This is a genomic window from Geobacillus thermoleovorans (genome assembly GCF_001610955.1).
In the GTDB taxonomy this organism is placed as follows: Bacteria; Bacillota; Bacilli; order Bacillales; family Anoxybacillaceae; genus Geobacillus; species Geobacillus thermoleovorans.
Genome location: NZ_CP014335.1, coordinates 687,282 through 705,736, shown reverse-complemented (window position 1 = coordinate 705,736; position 18,455 = coordinate 687,282). Strand labels below are relative to the sequence as shown.

The window sequence follows — 18,455 nt, the reverse complement described above, 5'->3', positions numbered from 1 at the left end:
GAGGGCAAAGGAGTCGGACATGAAGCCGTATTTAATCGCGTTGGATTTGGATGGAACGTTGCTCAAAGGGGATAAAACGATTTCTCCATTTACCAAAGACGTCATCCGCCGCGCCATCGACACCGGCCATTTTGTTGTCATCGCCACCGGCCGCCCGTACCGGGCAAGCTCCATGTACTACGAAGAACTTGGCCTTGCAACGCCGATCGTCAATTTCAACGGCGCGTTTGTCCACCATCCGCGCCAGCCGTCGTGGGGCATGCACCATTACCCGCTGCCGCTTGCGATCGTCAAAGACATTGTTGAAATCAGCGAATCCTATGGAATCAAGAATATGATGGCCGAAGTGTTAGACGATGTCTATTTCCACCAACATGACGAGGTGTTGCTTGACATCGTCCGCCTTGGCAACCCGACCGTGGAAATCGGTGATTTGCGCCGCTCGCTCGGCAAAGATCCGACGAGCGTGCTCGTGTACACGGACGATGATCATATCGAGCGGATTCAATCACACTTAGCGAATGTATACGCCAACGTCATCCACCAACGGCGCTGGAGCGAACCGTGGCATGTCATTGAAATCATCCGCCATGGCGTCCATAAGGCTGCAGGCTTAAAACAAGTCGCCGACTATTTTGGCATCCCAAGGGAGCGCGTCATTGCTTTTGGCGATGAAGACAACGACCTCGAGATGATCGACTGGGCCGGTCTCGGTGTTGCGATGGGCAACGCCATCGAACCGTTGAAAACCATTGCCGACGATGTGGCAAAAACCAATGAAGAAGACGGCGTCGGTGTATATTTGCAGGATTTGCTTCGTTTGTAGTTTCCATCGCGGCGGCTTCCGAGCCGCCTTTTTTGGCGCCGTCCATTAAGATGGATGAAAAAGCGCGTTTCTCCAAAATGTTCATGAACAGAAAAAAGAACTGTTTCGATGCTGCTCCGTTGGCGAACGCTTTGCTGGAGCGTTTTCCGCGTTCCATCACCAGCCTTATCTGCTTCCTACAATCTAAACGCTGGCTGATGCTTCTCTTTTCGCCTTGCTCCAACCGCCTTGCCGCTTTGTAGAGCGACTTGTGTTGTAACGAATTTCCTTACTACTGTTCCCCCCGTGTGGTTACACTATACGTGACGCAACGCGCGTCTTCATATTTTAAAGGGGGAATCCGTCATGGGCAAACGAAACAAATCGAAGCGTTTCGTCCAACAAAGCGTCGATGCGGTTGAACGGCATGACAAGCGAATCCCTTATCATTTAACGTACGCCGAGGCGGAAGCGCGCAAAGCGGAAAAAGCGATGGAAACGTCGCTTGGAGGAGCGTAGCGATGGGCAACCGCCTGTTCCAAGAGGCGCGCAAAGCGGTCGCGCAGGCGAAACAAGCGGCCAATGGCGAAATCGACATGAACGTCGACCGCGCCATTGCCATCGCCAAAAACGCCTTGTCATCTGCCTATGCGCATTCCAACACGGCGGAAAAAGCGCAGTTGCGTCAATTTCAAGCCGAGCTGGACGAGCTCACCCACTAAACGGCTGCGGTTTCCCGCAGCTGTTTCTTTCGCCCGCTCGAGATTTTCCATTGTATTCCGTCCGAAAAACCGCTACACTAAGAGAAGATAATGAATCGCTGTTCACCGGCCAAAATCGTCCGTTCATTCGATGCGGCTATACTATATTCATTTTTGTTCACAAAAAGGGGGACGAACCATGTCCATTCAAATCATCACCGACAGCGGAGCGGATTTGCCGCAGTCGTACATTCGCGAGCATCAAATCGCCTTTTTGCCGCTTGTCGTTCATTGGAACGGCCAAGATTACGAAGACGGCATCACAATCGAGCCGAAGCAAGTATATGACGCCATGCGCCAAGGGCATACGGTGAAAACGGCACAGCCAAGCCCGCTGGCGATGAAGGAACTGTTTTTGCCATACGCCAAAGAAAACCGGCCATGCCTTTACATCGCCTTTTCATCGAAATTATCCGGTACATACCAAACGGCGATGGCCGTGCGCAGCGAACTGCTTGGTGAATATCCGGAATTTCGCCTGACGATCATCGACTCGAAATGCGCCTCTCTTGGCCAAGGGCTCGCCGTCATGAAGGCAGTCGAGCTGGCGAAACAAAACACACCGTACAACTTGCTTTGTGAAACGATCGAGGCGTATTGCCGCCATATGGAACACATTTTCACCGTTGACAACTTGGATTACTTGGCGCGCGGCGGCCGCATCAGCAAAACCGCCGCGGCCTTTGGGGGCTTGCTCAACATCAAGCCGCTTCTCCACGTCGAGGACGGAGCGCTTGTCCCGCTTGAAAAATGGCGCGGGCGGAAAAAAGTGTTGAAACGCATGGTCGAGTTGATGGGTGAACGCGGCGACGATCTGCAAAAGCAAACGATCGGCATCAGCCATGCCGATGACGAAGAAACCGCCTTGGAGCTGAAACAAATGATCGAAGAAACGCACGGCTGCACGCGCTTTTTCCTCTCCGACATCGGCAGCGCCATCGGCGCACACGCCGGACCGGGGACGATTGCCCTCTTTTTTCTGAACAAATATATTGAGATCTGACGCCTTTCCCGCCGGACGAAACACGGGCGCCTGCACAACACAGGCGCCTGTCCTCATCACCGAAGTTGATCAAGAAGGTTGTAGTAGTAGTACGTTTTGGACCGCATCCGGCCATCTGAGAAAATGAGTTGCTGTTCCTCAAACCGATTCAAATAGCGCCGAACCGTTGCTTCCGGCAAACCGGTCAACTCCGCCATCATGTTCGCGGTAAAAATCGGGTGCTGGAACATGACATTGACAACGGTTCGAATATTATGGCTGTTCACAAGCGCACTTGCCTTTTCCAAATCTTCTTCATACAAATCGTTTACTTTTTGAATCAATCGAACATTTTGTTTCGCTTGTAAATGGACGCATTGCAAGAAAAACTGAATCCATTGCGTCCAGTCGCCTTTGTAGCGGGTATCATTCAAATAGCGGTAATACTTGTGCTTATCCCGTTCAAGCACATCGCTGATAAAAAAGTTCGGGTAATCGATGACACCCTTACTATACAAATAGAGCGGAATCAAAATTCTTCCAATCCGACCGTTTCCGTCAAGAAACGGATGAATCGTTTCGAACTGCGCATGAATTATGGCTACTCTCACTAATTCATCATAATCATCGTTCGGTTCATGAATGTATTTCTCTAAATTTGACATATACTCATTGACAAGATGCGGCTCCGAAGGAATGTAAGTGGCGGTTTCAATCGTGCATCCTTCCGGACCGAGGAAATTTTGCACCCTTCGGAATTCCCCTGGCGACCGATGGGATCCGCGTACATCGTTTGACAACAAAATTCGATGCAACTGCTTAAACAACCGAGTCGAAATGGGGATCTCTTTCAGCGCATCCATCCCTGCCACTAATGCTTCATAATAGTTTAATGCTTCTCGCACATCGCTGTTCGCTTTTCTGCTTTGTGCTTCAGTCTCCATCACTTCATCCAATGTCACTTGTGTCCCTTCAATTTTCGTCGACTGCACCGCCTCCTTCAGCATGATCGGCCTGAGCAGAAATCGCGGATGCAGCTTTGAATGCCGCAGCATCGTTTGATACTCCACCATCGCCTTATTCGCTTCGATCAATTCGCGAAGAAAACGCATTTGATTCACGACATCTTCGCTAAGAGGAAGCTTGAAGGGGACAAACGGTTTTCGTTTCATTTTTCATTCCCCTTTACGAACATTTTAGATAAAAAATGATCGTTAAACACCTATATTTACCCTATTACAAACATTTATCTCTATTTTTGTACTTAATTATACCCTGAAGCGAACCATTTGTTAAGAAAAATTCTCAATTTATCTTTCCACAAACTACCTTCCCCTATTTCCATATAGTTCATTTCCATTTACCGCATACTAATGATGGACGATCGAAACAAGGGAGGGCTACCGATGCCAAACACGAGCGACAACGACAAAAAAGCGCGCGACAACCAAGCGAAGCGCCATGAGAAAAACATGATGCGCGAGAAAAACCGCGAAGCCGGGAAGTTCGCGTATTCGAAGAAGACGGATCATTTATAAATCACAACAAAAGCTGCCTATCTTTAAATGTAGGCAGCTTCAGCTATTTTGCCTATTTCACACGGTCTATAAGAATCGTTGTCAATTCCGGAAAAACGGCCAGCACAACGATAAACAGCATCATAATGAGAGCGTAAGGCACTACGCCTTTCACGATCTCGTCAATCGTATTCGTCTTGTCCAGTCCTTTCAAAACAAACAAGTTCAGCCCTACCGGCGGTGTAATAAGAGCTAACTCCATATTGACGACCATAACAACCGCAAACCAAATGGGGTCAAACCCTAAAGCTTTTATAATGGGGTACAAAATAGGCAGTGTAATTACAAGGATCGATATAGTTTCGAGAAAACAACCTAAAATAAGCAACACAATATTCACTAAAACGAAAATGACCCAAGGAGATACTTGTTGTGAAGTGGCAAATTGAGTAATGGTCTGCGGAATTTGCAATATAGTCATGATGTACCCAAGAAGCATAGCTCCGACAATAATCATTAAAATCATTGCATTCGTTTTGACAGTTGATAAGACAATTGTTTTAATATTAGAAGTCGTGAAGTTTTTATATACGAAAATGGAAATCAAAATACTGGCCATAGCCCCAATGGCAGCAGCTTCCGTAGGGGTAAAGATTCCTGTATAGATTCCTCCTATGACAATGATGGGCAGTATAAGTCCCCATATGGCCTTTTTCGACGCTTCGAATCTCTCTACCCATGTCGCTGGCTTTTCCTTTATGTGGCACGTCTTCCATGAAGCATAGATCATGAATATTATCGTTAATAATATTCCTGGGATAATTCCGGCAACAAACAGTTTCCCAATCGATTCTCCTGTCACGGAACCGTATATAATCATCGGCACGCTTGGAGGAATGAGAATGCCTAATGTTCCCCCGGCAGCCAACAGGCCAAGAACTGTTCTTTTATCATATCCCCGCTTCGTCATTTCCGGAAGCGCGACCGCCCCAACAGTCACAGCAGTGGCAACACTCGAACCGGAAATCGCCGCAAAAATAGCACAGCAGAACAATGTGGCAATTGCTAGTCCTCCAGGAAGATGCCGAAACCATTTACTTGCCATTTCATATAAATCGCGCCCAACGCCGCTCACTACTAAAACTTGGCTCATCAAAACGTACATCGGCAAGGCGGTCAATGTAAAATCATCCAATGATTTGTAAGAAATGATCGGAATTTGTGAAAAAGAAAACGTCCCGCCATTGAACAGATACATGCCGCCAACTGCCAATAAGCCGAGCGCAAACGCGACAGGCAGTCCGATCAATAGCAGTACAGCCATTCCACCAAGGAAAAACGCCGCATTCATAAATGCCCATCCCCCTTTTGCGCTTCTCCGTCTACGATTTGCAATATAAAAGCAATACAAAGAAGTAAACCGCCAATCGGGAGAAACATTTCTGGAAGATACATAGGAATCCTCAATAATGATGATGAAGTTGTCCCTAGTTGATATGTGTTGACAACATGTTCGACACTGTAAATCGTAAAAATAAGACTGAAAATGAATCCACATACATTCGAGGCATACGCCAATATTTTTTGCACCTTGCTCGGCACAAGATTGATTAGTAAATCAACTGTAATATGGGAATATGTTCTCAACGTATAGGCAGAACCGAGAAAACAGCTCCCAATAATGGCGTATATGCATAATTCCGTAGCCCAAGTAGTCGGACGGTTAAACACCGACCTAGCGATAACGTCAAACGTTGTCATGCCTGTGGTTAATATGATCAATATTCCCGCTATCGCCCCGCCTGCTTGGATCAAACGATCTAAGAAATGATATAACCTCCTCATCCTTGACCTCCTTAACCAATAAGGGAGGGAGCTTTCCCTCCCCCGTCTCCTCCTACTTACTGGATGTTTTCCACCATATCAAGCAGCTCCTTGCCTAAATCCCCAGCTCGCTCAATATATACTTCCCTTGCCGGTTGGGCAGCCTTTTTCCATTTTGGAAGATCCGATTCGGGAACAACGTACACTTCCATCCCTTTTTCTGCTAATTCTTTGGCCGTTCGTTCATCTTCCTCTTTCGCTTTCGCCCTAATCCATTGCTCCGTTTGCTGTGCAGTCTCCGTTAAGAGATTTTTTGTTTTTTCAGGAAGCCGATCCCAAAAGTTTTTATTGACCGCAAGGATGAACTCCAAGTAGGAATAATTGTTTATCGTTAAATACTTAGCGACCTCATCGTAATGCCGTTGAAGCATCGCTGTCGTCCCTGATGTCGCTCCATCAATTGTTTTTCTTTGCAGCGCTGTATAGACTTCCCCTGCTCCCAAAAATACCGGCGATGCCCCATAAGCCTTGATCATTTCGGATGGAATGTCGCCAATGCTGCGTATTTTCAATCCTTTAAAGTCTTCAGGTGACTTAAGCGGTCTGACGTTGTTGGCAAACTGTGCATAGCCATAATCGGCATACATGAGAACTTTTACCCCTTTTTCCTCCATCGCCTTGTTCAACTTTTCTCTCAACTCTCCGGACAGCGCTTTACCAGCTGTTTCATGGTTAGGAAAAGCGTATGGGACATCAAAAATCCCCATTGCGGGAACTGTAGAAGCCCACAGTGTTGAGGAGTTGACCCCCATCTCCACCCCTCCGGTTAGTATGGCTTGATTCATCTCTTTATCACTCAACAATTGCCCAGCAGGATATACTTGAATCTTCACCTTGCCTCCTGATTTTTCTGTCACCGTTTTGGCGAAATTTTCGACGCCAATGGAAATATGATGATCTTGCGGAAGATTGTAAGCCAGCCTGATGGTGACAGGTTCATATCCATTTTCCTCACCTTTATTCGGTTGTGGTTCCGCTGTGGAAGAACTTTTGCCGCATGCGCTTAACAGAATGGAAGCAGTCAATAAAGCTCCCACAAACAACGCTCGTTTTCTCACTTGCACTTCCCCCTTTTTTCTACTTGTCTTATTCTCCCTAATGGTTGATTGGATGTAAGACTAGCAGCGAAGTCAGCCGCCGCCAGCAATTTTTCAAAATCAATGTCTGTTCTAACCCCCATTCGTTCAAGCATATAAACCAAATCTTCGGTTGCTAAATTGCCCGCCGCTCCTGGGGCGAAAGGACATCCCCCTATGCCGCTGACAGACGTTTCAAATATGTTCACACCCGCTTCCAATGCCGCATAAGCATTGGCCAATCCCAGCCCCCTTGTATCATGGAGATGAATCGCAATAGGAATGGATGGCGCCACTTGCATCACTTCAGTGAGCAGTTGTTTGACTTGTTTAGGAGTTGCGATTCCAATCGTATCGGCGATCCCAATCCGATCAACCCCGACTTCCGCCGCGCGTTCCACCAAGGATATAACTTTTGCTGGAGCTACTTCTCCCTCATAAGGACAACCAAAACTTACCGCTATGGAAAAACAGATTTTTATATTCAATGCCTTGCTTTCTTGAACAATCGTTTTGAACTGCGCGAAATTTTCGTCGATGCTCATTCCGATGTTTTTGTAATTGAATGTTTCAGTGGCGGCTGTTACCCAGTTCACCTCAGATACATTTGTTTGCTTCGCCCGCTCGAATCCTTTTTTGTTTGGGATTAACGCCACAAACTCGATTTCACCAAACGTTGCACATTGCTTCATGACTTGCTCAGCATCGGCCATTTGCGGAACTTTTCGAGGATGAACAAAAGAGGTGGCTTCAATTTTCTTCACGTTGGAGTCAACAAGCATTTCGATTAGTCTTTTCTTTTTCTCAGTGGGAACGATAGCCGGTTCGTTTTGCAATCCGTCCCTAGGACCTACATCAATAATCTGGACGTCCGCCAAATTTAAATCACCCCTTCCTTTTTCAATTGTGTGAGTTGGTCATGAGAATAACCGAGCACCCTTACATACACCTCTTCATTGTGCTCTCCCAGCTTCGGTCCGACCCACTTCATTTGCCCTGGAGTGTCAGACAATTTTGGAACAATGCCGGGGAACAGGCACTCCGTCCCGTCCTCTAGTTTTACCGGCAATAACATGCCTCTCTCTTTATACTGAATATCATTCACAATATCTCGAATACTATAAATAGGTCCTGCCGGAACGGATGCTTCATCGAGGGCGTTTAGCACTTCTTCCAACGTGTGCTGTTTCGTCCATGCTTCTATTGCTTGATCAATCAACTCAGCATGTTCTGCTCTTCCTTGGTTGTTAGCGTATTGAGGATGATCAGCAAGGTCACGACGCCCAATTGTTTTCATGAGACGCTGGAATATATTATCGCTGTTTCCCCCGATAACAACATGCTTTCCGTCTTTGCATTCATACGTATTCGATGGCGCCACACCCGGGAGAGTGCTGCCCGTCCTCTCCCTTACAACACCGCTTAACACATACTCTGGCAAAGCCCCTTCCAATAGACTGAACACTGATTCGTAAAGAGCGACGTCAATCAACTGCCCTTTTCTTTCGCTATCTTCTTGTCTGACACGCAACGCCATTAACGTTCCGATCACGGCATACAATCCTGCAACGAGGTCCCCTATGGCGATTCCCACCCTTACCGGGGGGCGGTCTGGATAACCCGTCAAATATCGCAATCCTCCTATCGCTTCAGCCACACTTCCAAATCCAGCCTTATCCCGGTAAGGTCCGGTTTGGCCATACCCGGATATCCTTGTCATAATGATAGATGGGTTTATTTTCTTTAACTCTTCATAACCTAATCCCCATTTTTCGAGCGTTCCCGGTTTAAAGTTTTCCAGCACGACATCAACTTTCGGGATGAGCTCTCTAATGATCTGTTGGCCTGCTGTTTTCCTTAAATTTACTGTAATCGATTTTTTATTTCTGGCTTGTACATACCACCAAATCGAAGAGTGGCCGTACATAATCCGCCAGCTTCTCAGGGGATCTCCCGATACCGGTTCTTCAACTTTAATCACTTCTGCGCCAAATTCAGCCATGATTTTCCCAGCAAACGGCGCCGCTACAAAATTCCCCATTTCCAATACTGTTATGCCTTCTAGAGGCAGTGTCTTGGACACCCTTTTTTCACTTCCTCCCTTGGTAAATGCTTATATAATACTTGTAATCGCTTTCAATATGTTCCTCCATGCATTCCCTTGCTTTGTCTGCATCTCCTCTTTTAATGGCTTCGAATATTTGAATATGTTCTTGAATGGCTGATTTCATCCGCAACATATTTTGTTTTAAGATAGCAATTCTGTACAAACTGTTAATGCCGCGAATTTGTTCGATCATCCTGATTAAAAACGGATTTCGACTAGCTTCTACGATCCCCTCATGGAATTTTGTATTCATCTCGAGAATTTCTTTTAGCCCCAACGGTTGTGCATCTATGCTAATGAGCTGCCTCCTGAGATCTTCAATTTGGTTTTTCGTTATTCTCTGTGCAGCATAATAGGCTGCAAGTGGTTCAAGCACCACCCTACATTCATAAAGATACTGGAAGTTTTCAATGTCAGGGCTGAATACCGCAACCCCTCCCCCCTTATTCACGGTGACAAGTCCTTCTTTTTCGAGCATGCGGATCGCTTCGCGAATAGGACTTCGGCTTACTTGAATTTGTTTTGCTATTTTTTCCTCTACGAGTCTTTCCCCTGGGGCAAATCCTCCTGTAATAATTTCCTCACGTAAATATTCATACACTTGCTTTTTCAACGTTTCTTTTTTCACTATTTGCTGTTTCAACGTTAACCACCTTCATTTTCGTCGACTGTATACAGGACATGCCCAATGCTGAGCCTATTTGCTCTGTTGTCATCATATTTATTAAGCAAGGAGAAAAATTATTACATTGATTTTTATAGCGAAAAAGACCATAACTCAGATATACCGCCTCATCTGACACATAAGTAAAACCGCTCGCTGCTTCGAACTTCTGCTGAAAGGGAAGGGGGCCTGTCTTCTTCCTTGCTTATTGTTGCCTTCCCACCCACCTTTTTCTATAATGAAAGTACATCACACGCCCGGGAGGTTGCTTATGTCCAAAGAAAGTTCGTTTGATATCGTATCCAAAGTCGATTTGTCGGAAGTGGCAAACGCCATCAACATCGCCATGAAAGAAATCAAGACGCGCTACGACTTCAAAGGAAGCAAAAGCGACATTTCGCTCGAGAAAGACGAGCTCGTTCTCATCTCCGACGACGAGTTTAAGCTTGAGCAGCTGAAAGATGTGCTCATCGGCAAGCTCATTAAGCGCGGGGTGGCGACGAAAAACATCCAATACGGCAAAATCGAGCCGGCATCAGGCGGCACGGTGCGCCAGCGCGCCAAGCTTGTCCAAGGGATCGACAAAGAAAACGCGAAAAAAATCACCACGATCATCAAAAACACCGGCTTGAAAGTGAAAAGCCAAGTGCAAGATGACCAAATTCGCGTCAGCGGCAAAAGCAAAGACGACTTGCAAAAGGTGATCGCCGCCATTCGCGAAGCCGATTTGCCGATTGACGTGCAGTTTGTGAACTACCGCTGAAACAGGCAGAAGCGCGCTGCCTGTTTTTTCATAAATAGAAGAGTGATGTTTATAGGGGAGGAAGCAAGTGTGTCTGATTGGGGGATGATCGTTTCGTTTCTTCTCGGTTTTTCCTTCCAATGGGTAGCCAAAAAGTTAGAAAAATGGAACGCAGCCTTATACGGCCGCCTATTCGCTGCATTGATTGGAGCTGTTTGGGCATGGTGTGGTTTTGTTCAAGGCGGATTGCTGCAGTCTGTTTCGATGCTCGGCGCGTTTTGGCTCAGTTACGAAGTCATCCCGCTGCCGAAACGAAACCGCGTGCCAACATATGACATCATTGCCGAACTGCAAGCGAAAGGGGCAAAAGAAATTGTTGTTCCACGCGAAAAAAAGCGAGCGTTGCTTGACATCGGCTTCTCCGCCTTATTCATCGGCATCGCCATTCCTTATTTTTGGATTGGCTCTCCATCTCCCGTTGTGGAGCTGTTTCTCTTATACGGCTTTTTATCGATGGCGGCGGGACTTTTCAAACGCATGGCGCTTTTTCGTTCGCTCCACCTGTTTTATGACCAAAACGATCATGCGCTCTATCTCATCTCTTCCGTTGAGGCGAAGCGATATCCATTGGATCAGTGCGTTGACATCCAAGTGCATACAGCCCCCGATATTTTGCAGCTATTCCATCTGTTTCACTTGTTCTCCCCTCATGCCGACTATACGGTCAACATGGGAAAAACGTGGAAGCTGTCGTTTGACGGGGAACGAGTGTATCTCAATCCTGGATCGCTGGCATCAATGAACATCCTTCCAAAACCGTTGTCTTCGCAGAGAGAGATTCACATCCAGCCGTTTTATCATCCAAGCAATTGGAAGCGGCTGCTTGGAAAAGCGTATTTCTCCGCGGCCGTCAAAGGGGTGGGGGCTTACGCCGCCCTTCTTGCCTTGCTGGCGTATTGGAAAATCGATTCCATCACCATGATCGCCGCCATTCTCTTTTTTTGGACAATCAACCTATTCATTTCTGATCGAGTTTTGAAAATTGCTCTCGATATGAAACCGGTCACGAATCCACCTATCCAGCACATCATTCGGACCATTTGCGCACGGGCCGGCTTGCCCCATCTTGCAGTTTATACAACAGAGTCAAGCGACTACAACGGCTTTGCGGCAGGCCCTTACATCGGTCGATCGCTGATCGCCTTGACATCGGAAACGTTGAAACTTCCGCACGATGCGTTGGCAGGAGTCATCGCCCACGAAGCCGTCCATGTCAAAAAGCGGGACGTTTTAACTGCGCAGCTGTTGCAGTTTGCCTTCATCATGGTGATTTCCTCCATCATCGCCGGCGTGTACGAAGCAGCCGCCCATTGGTTGGAAACACATCGCGCCGCAACGTTTTTGATCGGTTGGACGCTCATCGTTCTATTGTATCCCGCTTTCCGTTCATGGCTTGTGCAGTGGATGGAAGTGCGCGCTGATCATCTCGGAGCGACGCTGCTTGATGGCGGCAACGACCAGATGGCCAACGCCTTAGCCATTCTTTCAAAAAATCAAGACCAAGCCATCGAGCAAGCACATAGCTACCACATCGATGCGAAGGAAAAAGACGATGAGGAGGAAGATGCATTTGCCGAGGACGGTTCTTTCACTTTCGAGAGAGAGGACTGGTTTTCACGCTTTTCCAAATTTCAACTATCCCCCCATCCGCCGATGTATTGGCGCATTCATTCGCTCCGCACGACCGAAACCGGATGGAGCACGCAAAAACTTCGATTATGGTGGCGCGACTGTTGGCGCGAATCGCTTCCTGATTTTGTGAAAGAGTGGTTGCATATATAGATGCAATGAAATCGTTTCACATATCTTTGACGGAAGACCGAACAACAACCTGGAAGCGGCGTTGTTCGGCCACCCGACAGCCGGGTGCAATGACCAGCAAAAGCGATAAATGTTAAAGTTTTAGATTGCATCTATATTATTATGATGAAATCCGCTACTGCCGCGCCCTGCCAAGCTTGGGGCGGACAAGCTCGGCAACAGTTTATTGCCGTTTTTGGAAAGAGGGGGTCTCTTCTTTTTTCTTCCCCTCCATGCACCCCTTTCTCTAAATCGTCGGGCATCGTCCGCCCGCGAACACCTTTAAACAGGCAACCATCATCAGACGCCAACCACCCTTCCGACCAGAACACCGGCAACAATGATCACCAATGTCGCCCCGACAATCGGTTCGACAAGGCGCATCGCTTCTCCTTCCCCGCCGAGGCGGCCGATCGCGGCAGCAACCAAAGCAAGACTGATGAAGGGATCCTTAATCTGTTATCGATATTTCCGAATGATGGGCATCCAATATGTGCATCTTCACCGTGCCGCCAAGATAGTGCCGTACCGAATAAGCCAGTTCCTCTAATGCTTGATGAAGCGCCTCATGCCTCGTATCATCAATCGATTCGATGCAAAGGAAGGCGTGCTTCGTCTGTTCGGTGAGCATCGTTCGTTGGGCTTCCCGCCAATTCCAGCAGCGGCATATGGCGCCCACGTCATCTTTATACACGATTTCTCCTTCATACGGCGGGTCGTTTTCCTCGCCTCCCAACGGGATGAACGGTTCATGACCATCCGCCAGCGCCAGCCGGATGTCGCCGACAAACGTGTCGATATCCTCCCCTCCGCATGGAAGCCCGTAACGCAATGAAACAGAATTATAAATATCCACAAGCGGGTTGATCGTTCGGATGTGCTGACCGTTTTTCACTCGTTTCAGCAGCGCTTCAACCGAACAACGCGCCCCTTTTTTCGTTTTGAATCGCCGAAACGCCTCTCGCCAAACAACGATGACGGGGTTGCGGCTCAATTCTTCAAACTCCAGGAATTTCCGCGCCTCTTTCTCCGCCTCTCGCAGCATTTGTTCGTAAACGCTGGCATTCTTGATGCCGTTGTCAATCCCTTGGGCAACGACCACACCGATTTTGGCGTGGGGAAATATGGCCCAAACATCGTCTTCAACAACAAAACGTGTCATCATCCACTCCTCCATTCTCTTACGGTTTTGAAGGGCTCGCCAAGGCGGAGAATAGTCCTAACAAGATATAGCAACAGCCCGCCACCCGGTTCATCACCTTCATGCTTCCTTTCTTGGCAGCCAGCCGTTTGCGGATGCCCGCGGCCAACATGGCGTACAAGCTGTCATTTAGCAAGGCGAGAACAACAAATATCGCCCCTAAAAGCAAAAATTGACCAGCCACCAATCCAGCAGAAGGCGAAATAAATTGCGGAAAAAAGGCAAGAAAAAAGAGCGCTGTTTTTGGATTGGTCACTTCGACAAATAGAGATTCGTAAAACACTTGCGCCAATGTTTTCTCCTTGGCCTTCGTGTTCGGGATTTCCTCATCCTTGGTGGAAGCAAAAAATAACGTTTTGCCTCCCAAATAGATAAGATAAACGGCTCCTAAATATTTGATCATCGTAAAGGCAGCCGCCGATGTCATCAAAATCGCGGAAACGCCCACGGCTCCAAGGACAACATGGACAGCGCCACCCAATGCCACGCCAAACACCGCTACAACTCCTGCTTTCGTTCCTTGACCGATGCTTCTAGACACAATGTACAATACCGCCGGTCCGGGGACGATGAGCAGTGCCGCGGCTGCCACTATAAACACACCGATCGTCGAAAGCCCCATCCTCACATCTCACTCCTTCATTTTCTATTTCACTGCTGTTGCTTTTTCATCAGGGAAGCGATTCGCTTTTCGTTTTCAAATGGCATTTGCTCGAGTTGCTTGATGATCCGTTCTTGTCGGTATGCAGGATGATTTTGGCTTAACTTGGCTTTTCCCTCGATTCGCTTGATGATGATTTTGAAGGCTTGAATTCCTTTGTTCATGCCGGACAGCATCCCGGCATCGACCTCTGACAGCTGGTAACGGCTGCCCGGCGCTTCGTATTTTTCTACCATATCGTGCAGCGACTGCATGATTTCTTCTTCATCGTCGATCAACTCCACGTTCCCGTACACATGGACATTCACATAATTCCATGTTGGCACCGCCTGGTTCGTTTCATACCAGGAAGGAGAAATATAACAATGCGGACCGTGGAAAATCGCCAAGACCGTCTGACGTTGAATGTCGTTCCATTGCGGATTAGAACGGGCAAAATGGCCGTACAAACACGTTTTCTCCCGATCGAGCAACAGCGGCAAATGGGTAGCAAACAGCTCCCCTTGATGCATCGACACCAAGGTGGCAAAACTGTTCTCCTCGATCACCTCATAGACGACAGACATATCGTTGATGGCAAAATGCTTCGGAATATACATCAGTCCTCTCCCCCATCTTTTCAATTACAGCATTCCATTCTTCACAATGTATAATATAATCAAAACTGACATAAAAAAAGTGACAATAACAAAAAAATAAACATGTCAGGAGGATGAACATGAAGACGATCATTTTTGACTTGAAGGACGGCTCGCCTAAATACAAGCAAATCTACGAAAAATTGAAATCATTGATTGAACAAGGCGACATTCAAGCCAATGAGCCGCTACCTTCCATTCGCCAACTCGCCGAATCATTGAATGTCAGCCGGAACACAACTTTAATGGCTTACGAACAGCTGGTAGCGGAAGGATATATTCGCGCGGAAAAACGAAAAGGGTATTTTGCCAATGAAGTGGAACCTCTTTTCATTCCAAAAGCCCGCATTTCTGCACGCCAATCGGCAAGGGAAGCAGCAACGTCCGTTGTTGTCGATTTTCGCGCCGATACCGTCGATGCCGATCATTTTCCCGTTAAAGCATGGAGAAGAATTTCCAATCAAGTATTGACGGCCAAAGGATGTTTCCGCTATGGGGATCCGTTTGGGGAATTATGCTTGCGCAAGCAAATCGCCATCTACCTTCTCGAATCCCGCGGGGTGATCACAGAGCCAAACGCCATCATCATCGGAAGCAGCACGCAGCAAATGCTTCTCTCCCTTGGCTATATTCTAAAAGATGAATTCAACAGCGTGATCGTCGAAGACCCTGGTTATGACGGCGCCAGAGAAGCGTTTTTGTTTCACCGCTTTCAGCTGGAAACGGTGCCTGTTTCCGAAACCGTCATCGATCTTTCACCGCTCGAGAACAGGCGATCGCGGCTCATCTATGTCACCCCTTCACATCAAAGCCCGATGGGAGTCAGCATGCCGATCCAGCAACGGCACAGGCTCATTCAATGGGTGAACAACGTCGATGGCTATATTATCGAGGACGATTACGACAGCGAATTCCGTTACACGCAAAAGCCGTTTCCTGCTCTTGCTTCCATTGATTCCACAAAAGTCATTTATCTGGGCAATTTCTCAAAATCGTTTCTGCCTGGGATTCGCTTAAGCTACATGGTGTTGCCGCCGTCGCTTTTGTACCGTTATCAGCAGCAGTTTCGCCTTTTCGAAAGCACTGCGTCCATCCTCAGCCAATTGGCGATGGCCAAATTTATGGAGGAGGGGGAATGGGGCCGCCATATTAAACGCATGCGCCTCGTGTACAAACGAAAAATGGAGCATTTAACATCACTACTGCGAAAAGCATTTGGGGATATGATCTCCATTATTGGCGAACAGTCCGGTTTATACGTGTTAATCAAAGTTCATTCCGATTGTTCAGAAGAACAGCTACTTCAACGCGCCCTATCGTGTGGGGTAAAAGTGTATCCCACTTCGCGCTATTTTGTGAACCAACGGCCAGACCGACCCATGATCAAGCTTGGTTTTAGCGGCTTGTCGCTCGAGGATATTGAGCTTGGAGTAAAACTGCTCAAAAAAGCATGGTGTTGACGACGACTTCACGGAAAACGCCCCTCTTTTTACACAAGCTCACGGAATCCCTGTCTTGGCGTGTATTTTTGATCGGTTTCTAATGTCACGTTAATTTTAAATATTTACATTTTTTTGTTTTTTTGTATAATACACTTAAGTTTGAAAAAGAAAGGGGAAAGAGAATATGGGTGGAAAAAATCATAGACCATTTAATATGTGGTGCAAAATTGATATAGCTATTGAACTTTCCACCAGTATTTCTACAGAGCTTTTCTATCGACTGGAAGGACATGGTTCTCTTACTGTGGTCCCTCCTATTCCAACAAGTGACGACATACTAAAACATGCTCCGTCTCAAGTCCCAGCGAGTTGGTAATAATCCTTTCGGGTGGTCCTCAAGATTTTTCAAGACCACCCTAGCTTATTAAATGGAAAGGGTAGAAAAAAATGATTGCCGTGCAAGACGTAAACAAAATCTATCCGCCAAACCGCCAAGTATTACATAATGTTTCCCTTGAACTGGTTGAAGGGGATCGACTTATTCTTTTAGGGCCGAATGGAGCCGGAAAAACTACTTTAATAAGATGCATCATCGGGCTTACTGCACCAGACAGCGGCAGCATCTATGTCAATGGAGTAGATGTTGTCCGCCATCCAGATGAAGCGCGCGAGTCGATTGCGGTCGTATTTGAAGAAGCTGACAACTCCTATTCTTATTTAACTGTTTTGGAAAATCTCTTATACTTCGGCTTGCTGAACAAATGGAGTCGTGCTGAAGCAAAACGAAGAGCCGAACGAATGATGGCCGTGTTGAATCTAACCCCATACGCTGAGCGTCTTACCCAAACCCTTTCACGTGGGATGAAACAAAAACTGGCATTTGCGATCGCCTTAATGAAAGGAGCGCCGTTTTTGTTCCTTGATGAGCCAACTCTTGGCCTTGATGTTGAGTCGCAACATCATATCCGAACCATGTTAACGGAAGAAAACCAATGGTGGAAAGCCGTTCTCATCACCACCCACGACATTCCTTTTGCCCACGCCGTTGGAAATAAGTTTGTCTTTATTCAAGGCGGAAAAATCGTTTGGAGCGGCACGAAAGAACATTTTTCAACTCCAGCCGACCTTGAAACTCATTTTTTGGCCGCTATTCGTTCCAACCTATCCGTCTAAGGAGGTGAGTCGGTTGCCCCTGCAAATCTTGAATGTAGTATTGGCTTCCTTTTTGAAAAAAAGGGCAGAGTATCGTCGGTATTGGTTCGATTTTACCGTTGGCCTTATCATTAAATTTGTCTTTTTTCTCGGTACGCTGTACGCAAGCCCGATACAAACCGGAAAGGAAGCGACGCTCAAACTGTTCGGTTTCAGCCTTTGGTACTTAAGCGCTCATTTGATCTCAAAGCTCGGCAACACGGTGATCGAGGAAGCGTATCTCGGCACGGCAGAGCAGGTACTTTCCACCAAGACTCCCCCATGGCAAGTTTTAATGGGCGTAGTGATCGCGGAAATCGCATTATCATCCGTGTGGGTAGTGCTCTTTTTCATCTGTGCGGCTTTGATGATTGGATTTTCCGAAATTCTCTCGGGAATATTATCCATGATAACGGAGATCGTCGTATTTGGCGGCGTAAGCCTAATCGGGATGACGGGAATCGGTGTGTTCATTTTAGGACTGTCCCTTCGCTTAAAACAAGTCGGAGCCGTTACCGAGGTGCTGCTTTATTATTTATTAATCTTCTCAGGTTTTTTTCTATCTTCAAATTTATTGCCGACAGCGTTTCATATTCTCAACTACTTTTCTCCCCTTTCTTGGGCCGTGCAAGGAGTGAATGAAGGATGGCCCGTATTCTTTCCTGCTCTCGGCATCTCGCTATTATGGCTGGCCATGGGCTCATTGGTCTTGAAGCAACAATGGCATTGGGCGAGAAAAAACGGAAAAATCGGAAGCTACGTATAAAAGAGCGGACGTTATCCCTCACATTTCGCACCCTTTCGGCGAAAATCGAGAGGATGTTTTCGCGACCATGCCGAATGAATCCTCCGCACTCAGGGAAAGCAAAGGAGTTTTCATAACACGGACGTCTTGCACGAAGGGGACTCTCTTTATTACAACGC

The 18,455-nt window shown here is 47.2% G+C and carries 21 protein-coding genes; 10 read left to right on the top strand and 11 right to left on the bottom strand.

What is annotated here, in order from left to right; translation table 11 throughout:
- Positions 1-19: 19 nt before the first annotated feature.
- The 4 genes from GT3570_RS03605 to GT3570_RS03595 all read left to right on the top strand — a co-directional run bounded on the left by GT3570_RS03605 (position 20) and on the right by GT3570_RS03595 (position 2,569).
- A complete protein-coding gene (locus tag GT3570_RS03605; protein ID WP_014195082.1) occupies positions 20-826 on the top strand; it encodes a Cof-type HAD-IIB family hydrolase in 807 nt (268 codons plus the stop codon).
- Between the two features lie 345 nt (positions 827-1,171).
- Positions 1,172-1,324: a hypothetical protein gene (locus GT3570_RS18660; protein ID WP_011230248.1), complete on the top strand. Its 153-nt coding sequence runs from the start codon at positions 1,172-1,174 to the stop codon at positions 1,322-1,324.
- A gap of 2 nt (positions 1,325-1,326) precedes the next feature.
- On the top strand, positions 1,327-1,527 hold the full coding sequence (locus GT3570_RS03600; RefSeq protein ID WP_014195081.1) for a DUF3813 domain-containing protein: 201 nt from the start codon (positions 1,327-1,329) through the stop codon (positions 1,525-1,527).
- A 178-nt stretch (positions 1,528-1,705) separates the two neighbouring features.
- Positions 1,706-2,569, top strand: coding sequence for a DegV family protein (locus tag GT3570_RS03595; RefSeq protein ID WP_062898456.1), 864 nt, complete (start codon positions 1,706-1,708; stop codon positions 2,567-2,569).
- Positions 2,570-2,625: 56 nt separating this feature from the next.
- Here the strand turns inward: GT3570_RS03595 and GT3570_RS03590 are convergent, their stop codons facing one another.
- Positions 2,626-3,720: a Fic family protein gene (locus GT3570_RS03590; protein WP_062898455.1), complete on the bottom strand. Its 1,095-nt coding sequence runs from the start codon at positions 3,718-3,720 to the stop codon at positions 2,626-2,628.
- A 234-nt stretch (positions 3,721-3,954) separates the two neighbouring features.
- Here GT3570_RS03590 and GT3570_RS17750 point away from each other — a divergent pair, with 234 nt between their 5' ends.
- On the top strand, positions 3,955-4,086 hold the full coding sequence (locus GT3570_RS17750) for a DUF3941 domain-containing protein (RefSeq protein WP_008879040.1): 132 nt from the start codon (positions 3,955-3,957) through the stop codon (positions 4,084-4,086).
- 52 nt (positions 4,087-4,138) lie between these two features.
- Here the strand turns inward: GT3570_RS17750 and GT3570_RS03585 are convergent, their stop codons facing one another.
- From GT3570_RS03585 to GT3570_RS03560, 6 genes are read right to left on the bottom strand one after another with little or no spacing between them, the layout of a single operon-like run.
- Positions 4,139-5,416 carry a TRAP transporter large permease gene (locus GT3570_RS03585; RefSeq protein WP_062898454.1) on the bottom strand — a complete coding sequence of 426 codons (1,278 nt, stop codon included), beginning with the start codon at positions 5,414-5,416 and terminating at the stop codon, positions 4,139-4,141.
- Positions 5,413-5,910 (bottom strand): TRAP transporter small permease, encoded by a 498-nt coding sequence (locus GT3570_RS03580; protein ID WP_015374098.1) that lies wholly within the window; start codon positions 5,908-5,910, stop codon positions 5,413-5,415. The genes GT3570_RS03585 and GT3570_RS03580 overlap by 4 nt, the downstream gene beginning before the upstream one ends.
- A 56-nt stretch (positions 5,911-5,966) precedes the next feature.
- A complete protein-coding gene (locus GT3570_RS03575) occupies positions 5,967-7,007 on the bottom strand; it encodes a TRAP transporter substrate-binding protein (protein WP_062898453.1) in 1,041 nt (346 codons plus the stop codon).
- Positions 7,004-7,903 carry a hydroxymethylglutaryl-CoA lyase gene (locus tag GT3570_RS03570; RefSeq protein WP_062898452.1) on the bottom strand — a complete coding sequence of 300 codons (900 nt, stop codon included), beginning with the start codon at positions 7,901-7,903 and terminating at the stop codon, positions 7,004-7,006. Before GT3570_RS03570 ends, GT3570_RS03575 begins: the two co-directional genes overlap by 4 nt.
- Before the next feature lie 2 nt (positions 7,904-7,905).
- Entirely contained in the window at positions 7,906-9,108 is a 1,203-nt protein-coding gene (locus GT3570_RS03565) for a CaiB/BaiF CoA transferase family protein (protein ID WP_062898451.1), read from the bottom strand.
- A gap of 7 nt (positions 9,109-9,115) precedes the next feature.
- Positions 9,116-9,775 carry a GntR family transcriptional regulator gene (locus GT3570_RS03560; protein ID WP_014195073.1) on the bottom strand — a complete coding sequence of 220 codons (660 nt, stop codon included), beginning with the start codon at positions 9,773-9,775 and terminating at the stop codon, positions 9,116-9,118.
- 292 nt (positions 9,776-10,067) lie between these two features.
- Between GT3570_RS03560 and GT3570_RS03555 the strand changes: the two genes are divergently transcribed.
- The gene (locus GT3570_RS03555; protein ID WP_014195072.1) at positions 10,068-10,559 is read left to right on the top strand and encodes a YajQ family cyclic di-GMP-binding protein; all 492 of its coding nucleotides are present in this window, start codon (positions 10,068-10,070) and stop codon (positions 10,557-10,559) included.
- 69 nt (positions 10,560-10,628) lie between these two features.
- Positions 10,629-12,380, top strand: a complete 1,752-nt coding sequence (locus GT3570_RS18985; RefSeq protein WP_014195071.1) for a M56 family metallopeptidase — start codon at positions 10,629-10,631, stop codon at positions 12,378-12,380.
- Between the two features lie 318 nt (positions 12,381-12,698).
- On the opposite strand, the gene GT3570_RS18980 is transcribed toward GT3570_RS18985, so the two are convergent.
- From GT3570_RS18980 to GT3570_RS03535, 4 genes are read right to left on the bottom strand one after another with little or no spacing between them, the layout of a single operon-like run.
- Positions 12,699-12,827 carry a hypothetical protein gene (locus GT3570_RS18980; protein WP_014195070.1) on the bottom strand — a complete coding sequence of 43 codons (129 nt, stop codon included), beginning with the start codon at positions 12,825-12,827 and terminating at the stop codon, positions 12,699-12,701.
- Positions 12,828-12,849: 22 nt separating this feature from the next.
- The gene (locus GT3570_RS03545; RefSeq protein WP_014195069.1) at positions 12,850-13,560 is read right to left on the bottom strand and encodes a B3/B4 domain-containing protein; all 711 of its coding nucleotides are present in this window, start codon (positions 13,558-13,560) and stop codon (positions 12,850-12,852) included.
- Between the two features lie 19 nt (positions 13,561-13,579).
- Complete coding sequence (locus GT3570_RS03540; protein ID WP_014195068.1) at positions 13,580-14,221, bottom strand: LysE family translocator; 642 nt, start codon at positions 14,219-14,221, stop codon at positions 13,580-13,582.
- Positions 14,222-14,250: 29 nt separating this feature from the next.
- Positions 14,251-14,859 (bottom strand): FMN-binding negative transcriptional regulator, encoded by a 609-nt coding sequence (locus GT3570_RS03535; protein WP_011230242.1) that lies wholly within the window; start codon positions 14,857-14,859, stop codon positions 14,251-14,253.
- Between the two features lie 119 nt (positions 14,860-14,978).
- Between GT3570_RS03535 and pdxR the strand changes: the two genes are divergently transcribed.
- The 3 genes from pdxR (at position 14,979) to GT3570_RS03520 (ending at position 18,297) form a co-directional block, all read left to right on the top strand.
- On the top strand, positions 14,979-16,358 hold the full coding sequence (gene pdxR / locus GT3570_RS03530) for a MocR-like pyridoxine biosynthesis transcription factor PdxR (RefSeq protein WP_011230241.1): 1,380 nt from the start codon (positions 14,979-14,981) through the stop codon (positions 16,356-16,358).
- 429 nt (positions 16,359-16,787) lie between these two features.
- Positions 16,788-17,513 carry an ABC transporter ATP-binding protein gene (locus GT3570_RS03525; protein WP_011230240.1) on the top strand — a complete coding sequence of 242 codons (726 nt, stop codon included), beginning with the start codon at positions 16,788-16,790 and terminating at the stop codon, positions 17,511-17,513.
- Positions 17,514-17,517: 4 nt separating this feature from the next.
- Entirely contained in the window at positions 17,518-18,297 is a 780-nt protein-coding gene (locus GT3570_RS03520) for an ABC transporter permease (RefSeq protein WP_223812640.1), read from the top strand.
- Positions 18,298-18,455: the final 158 nt, after the last annotated feature.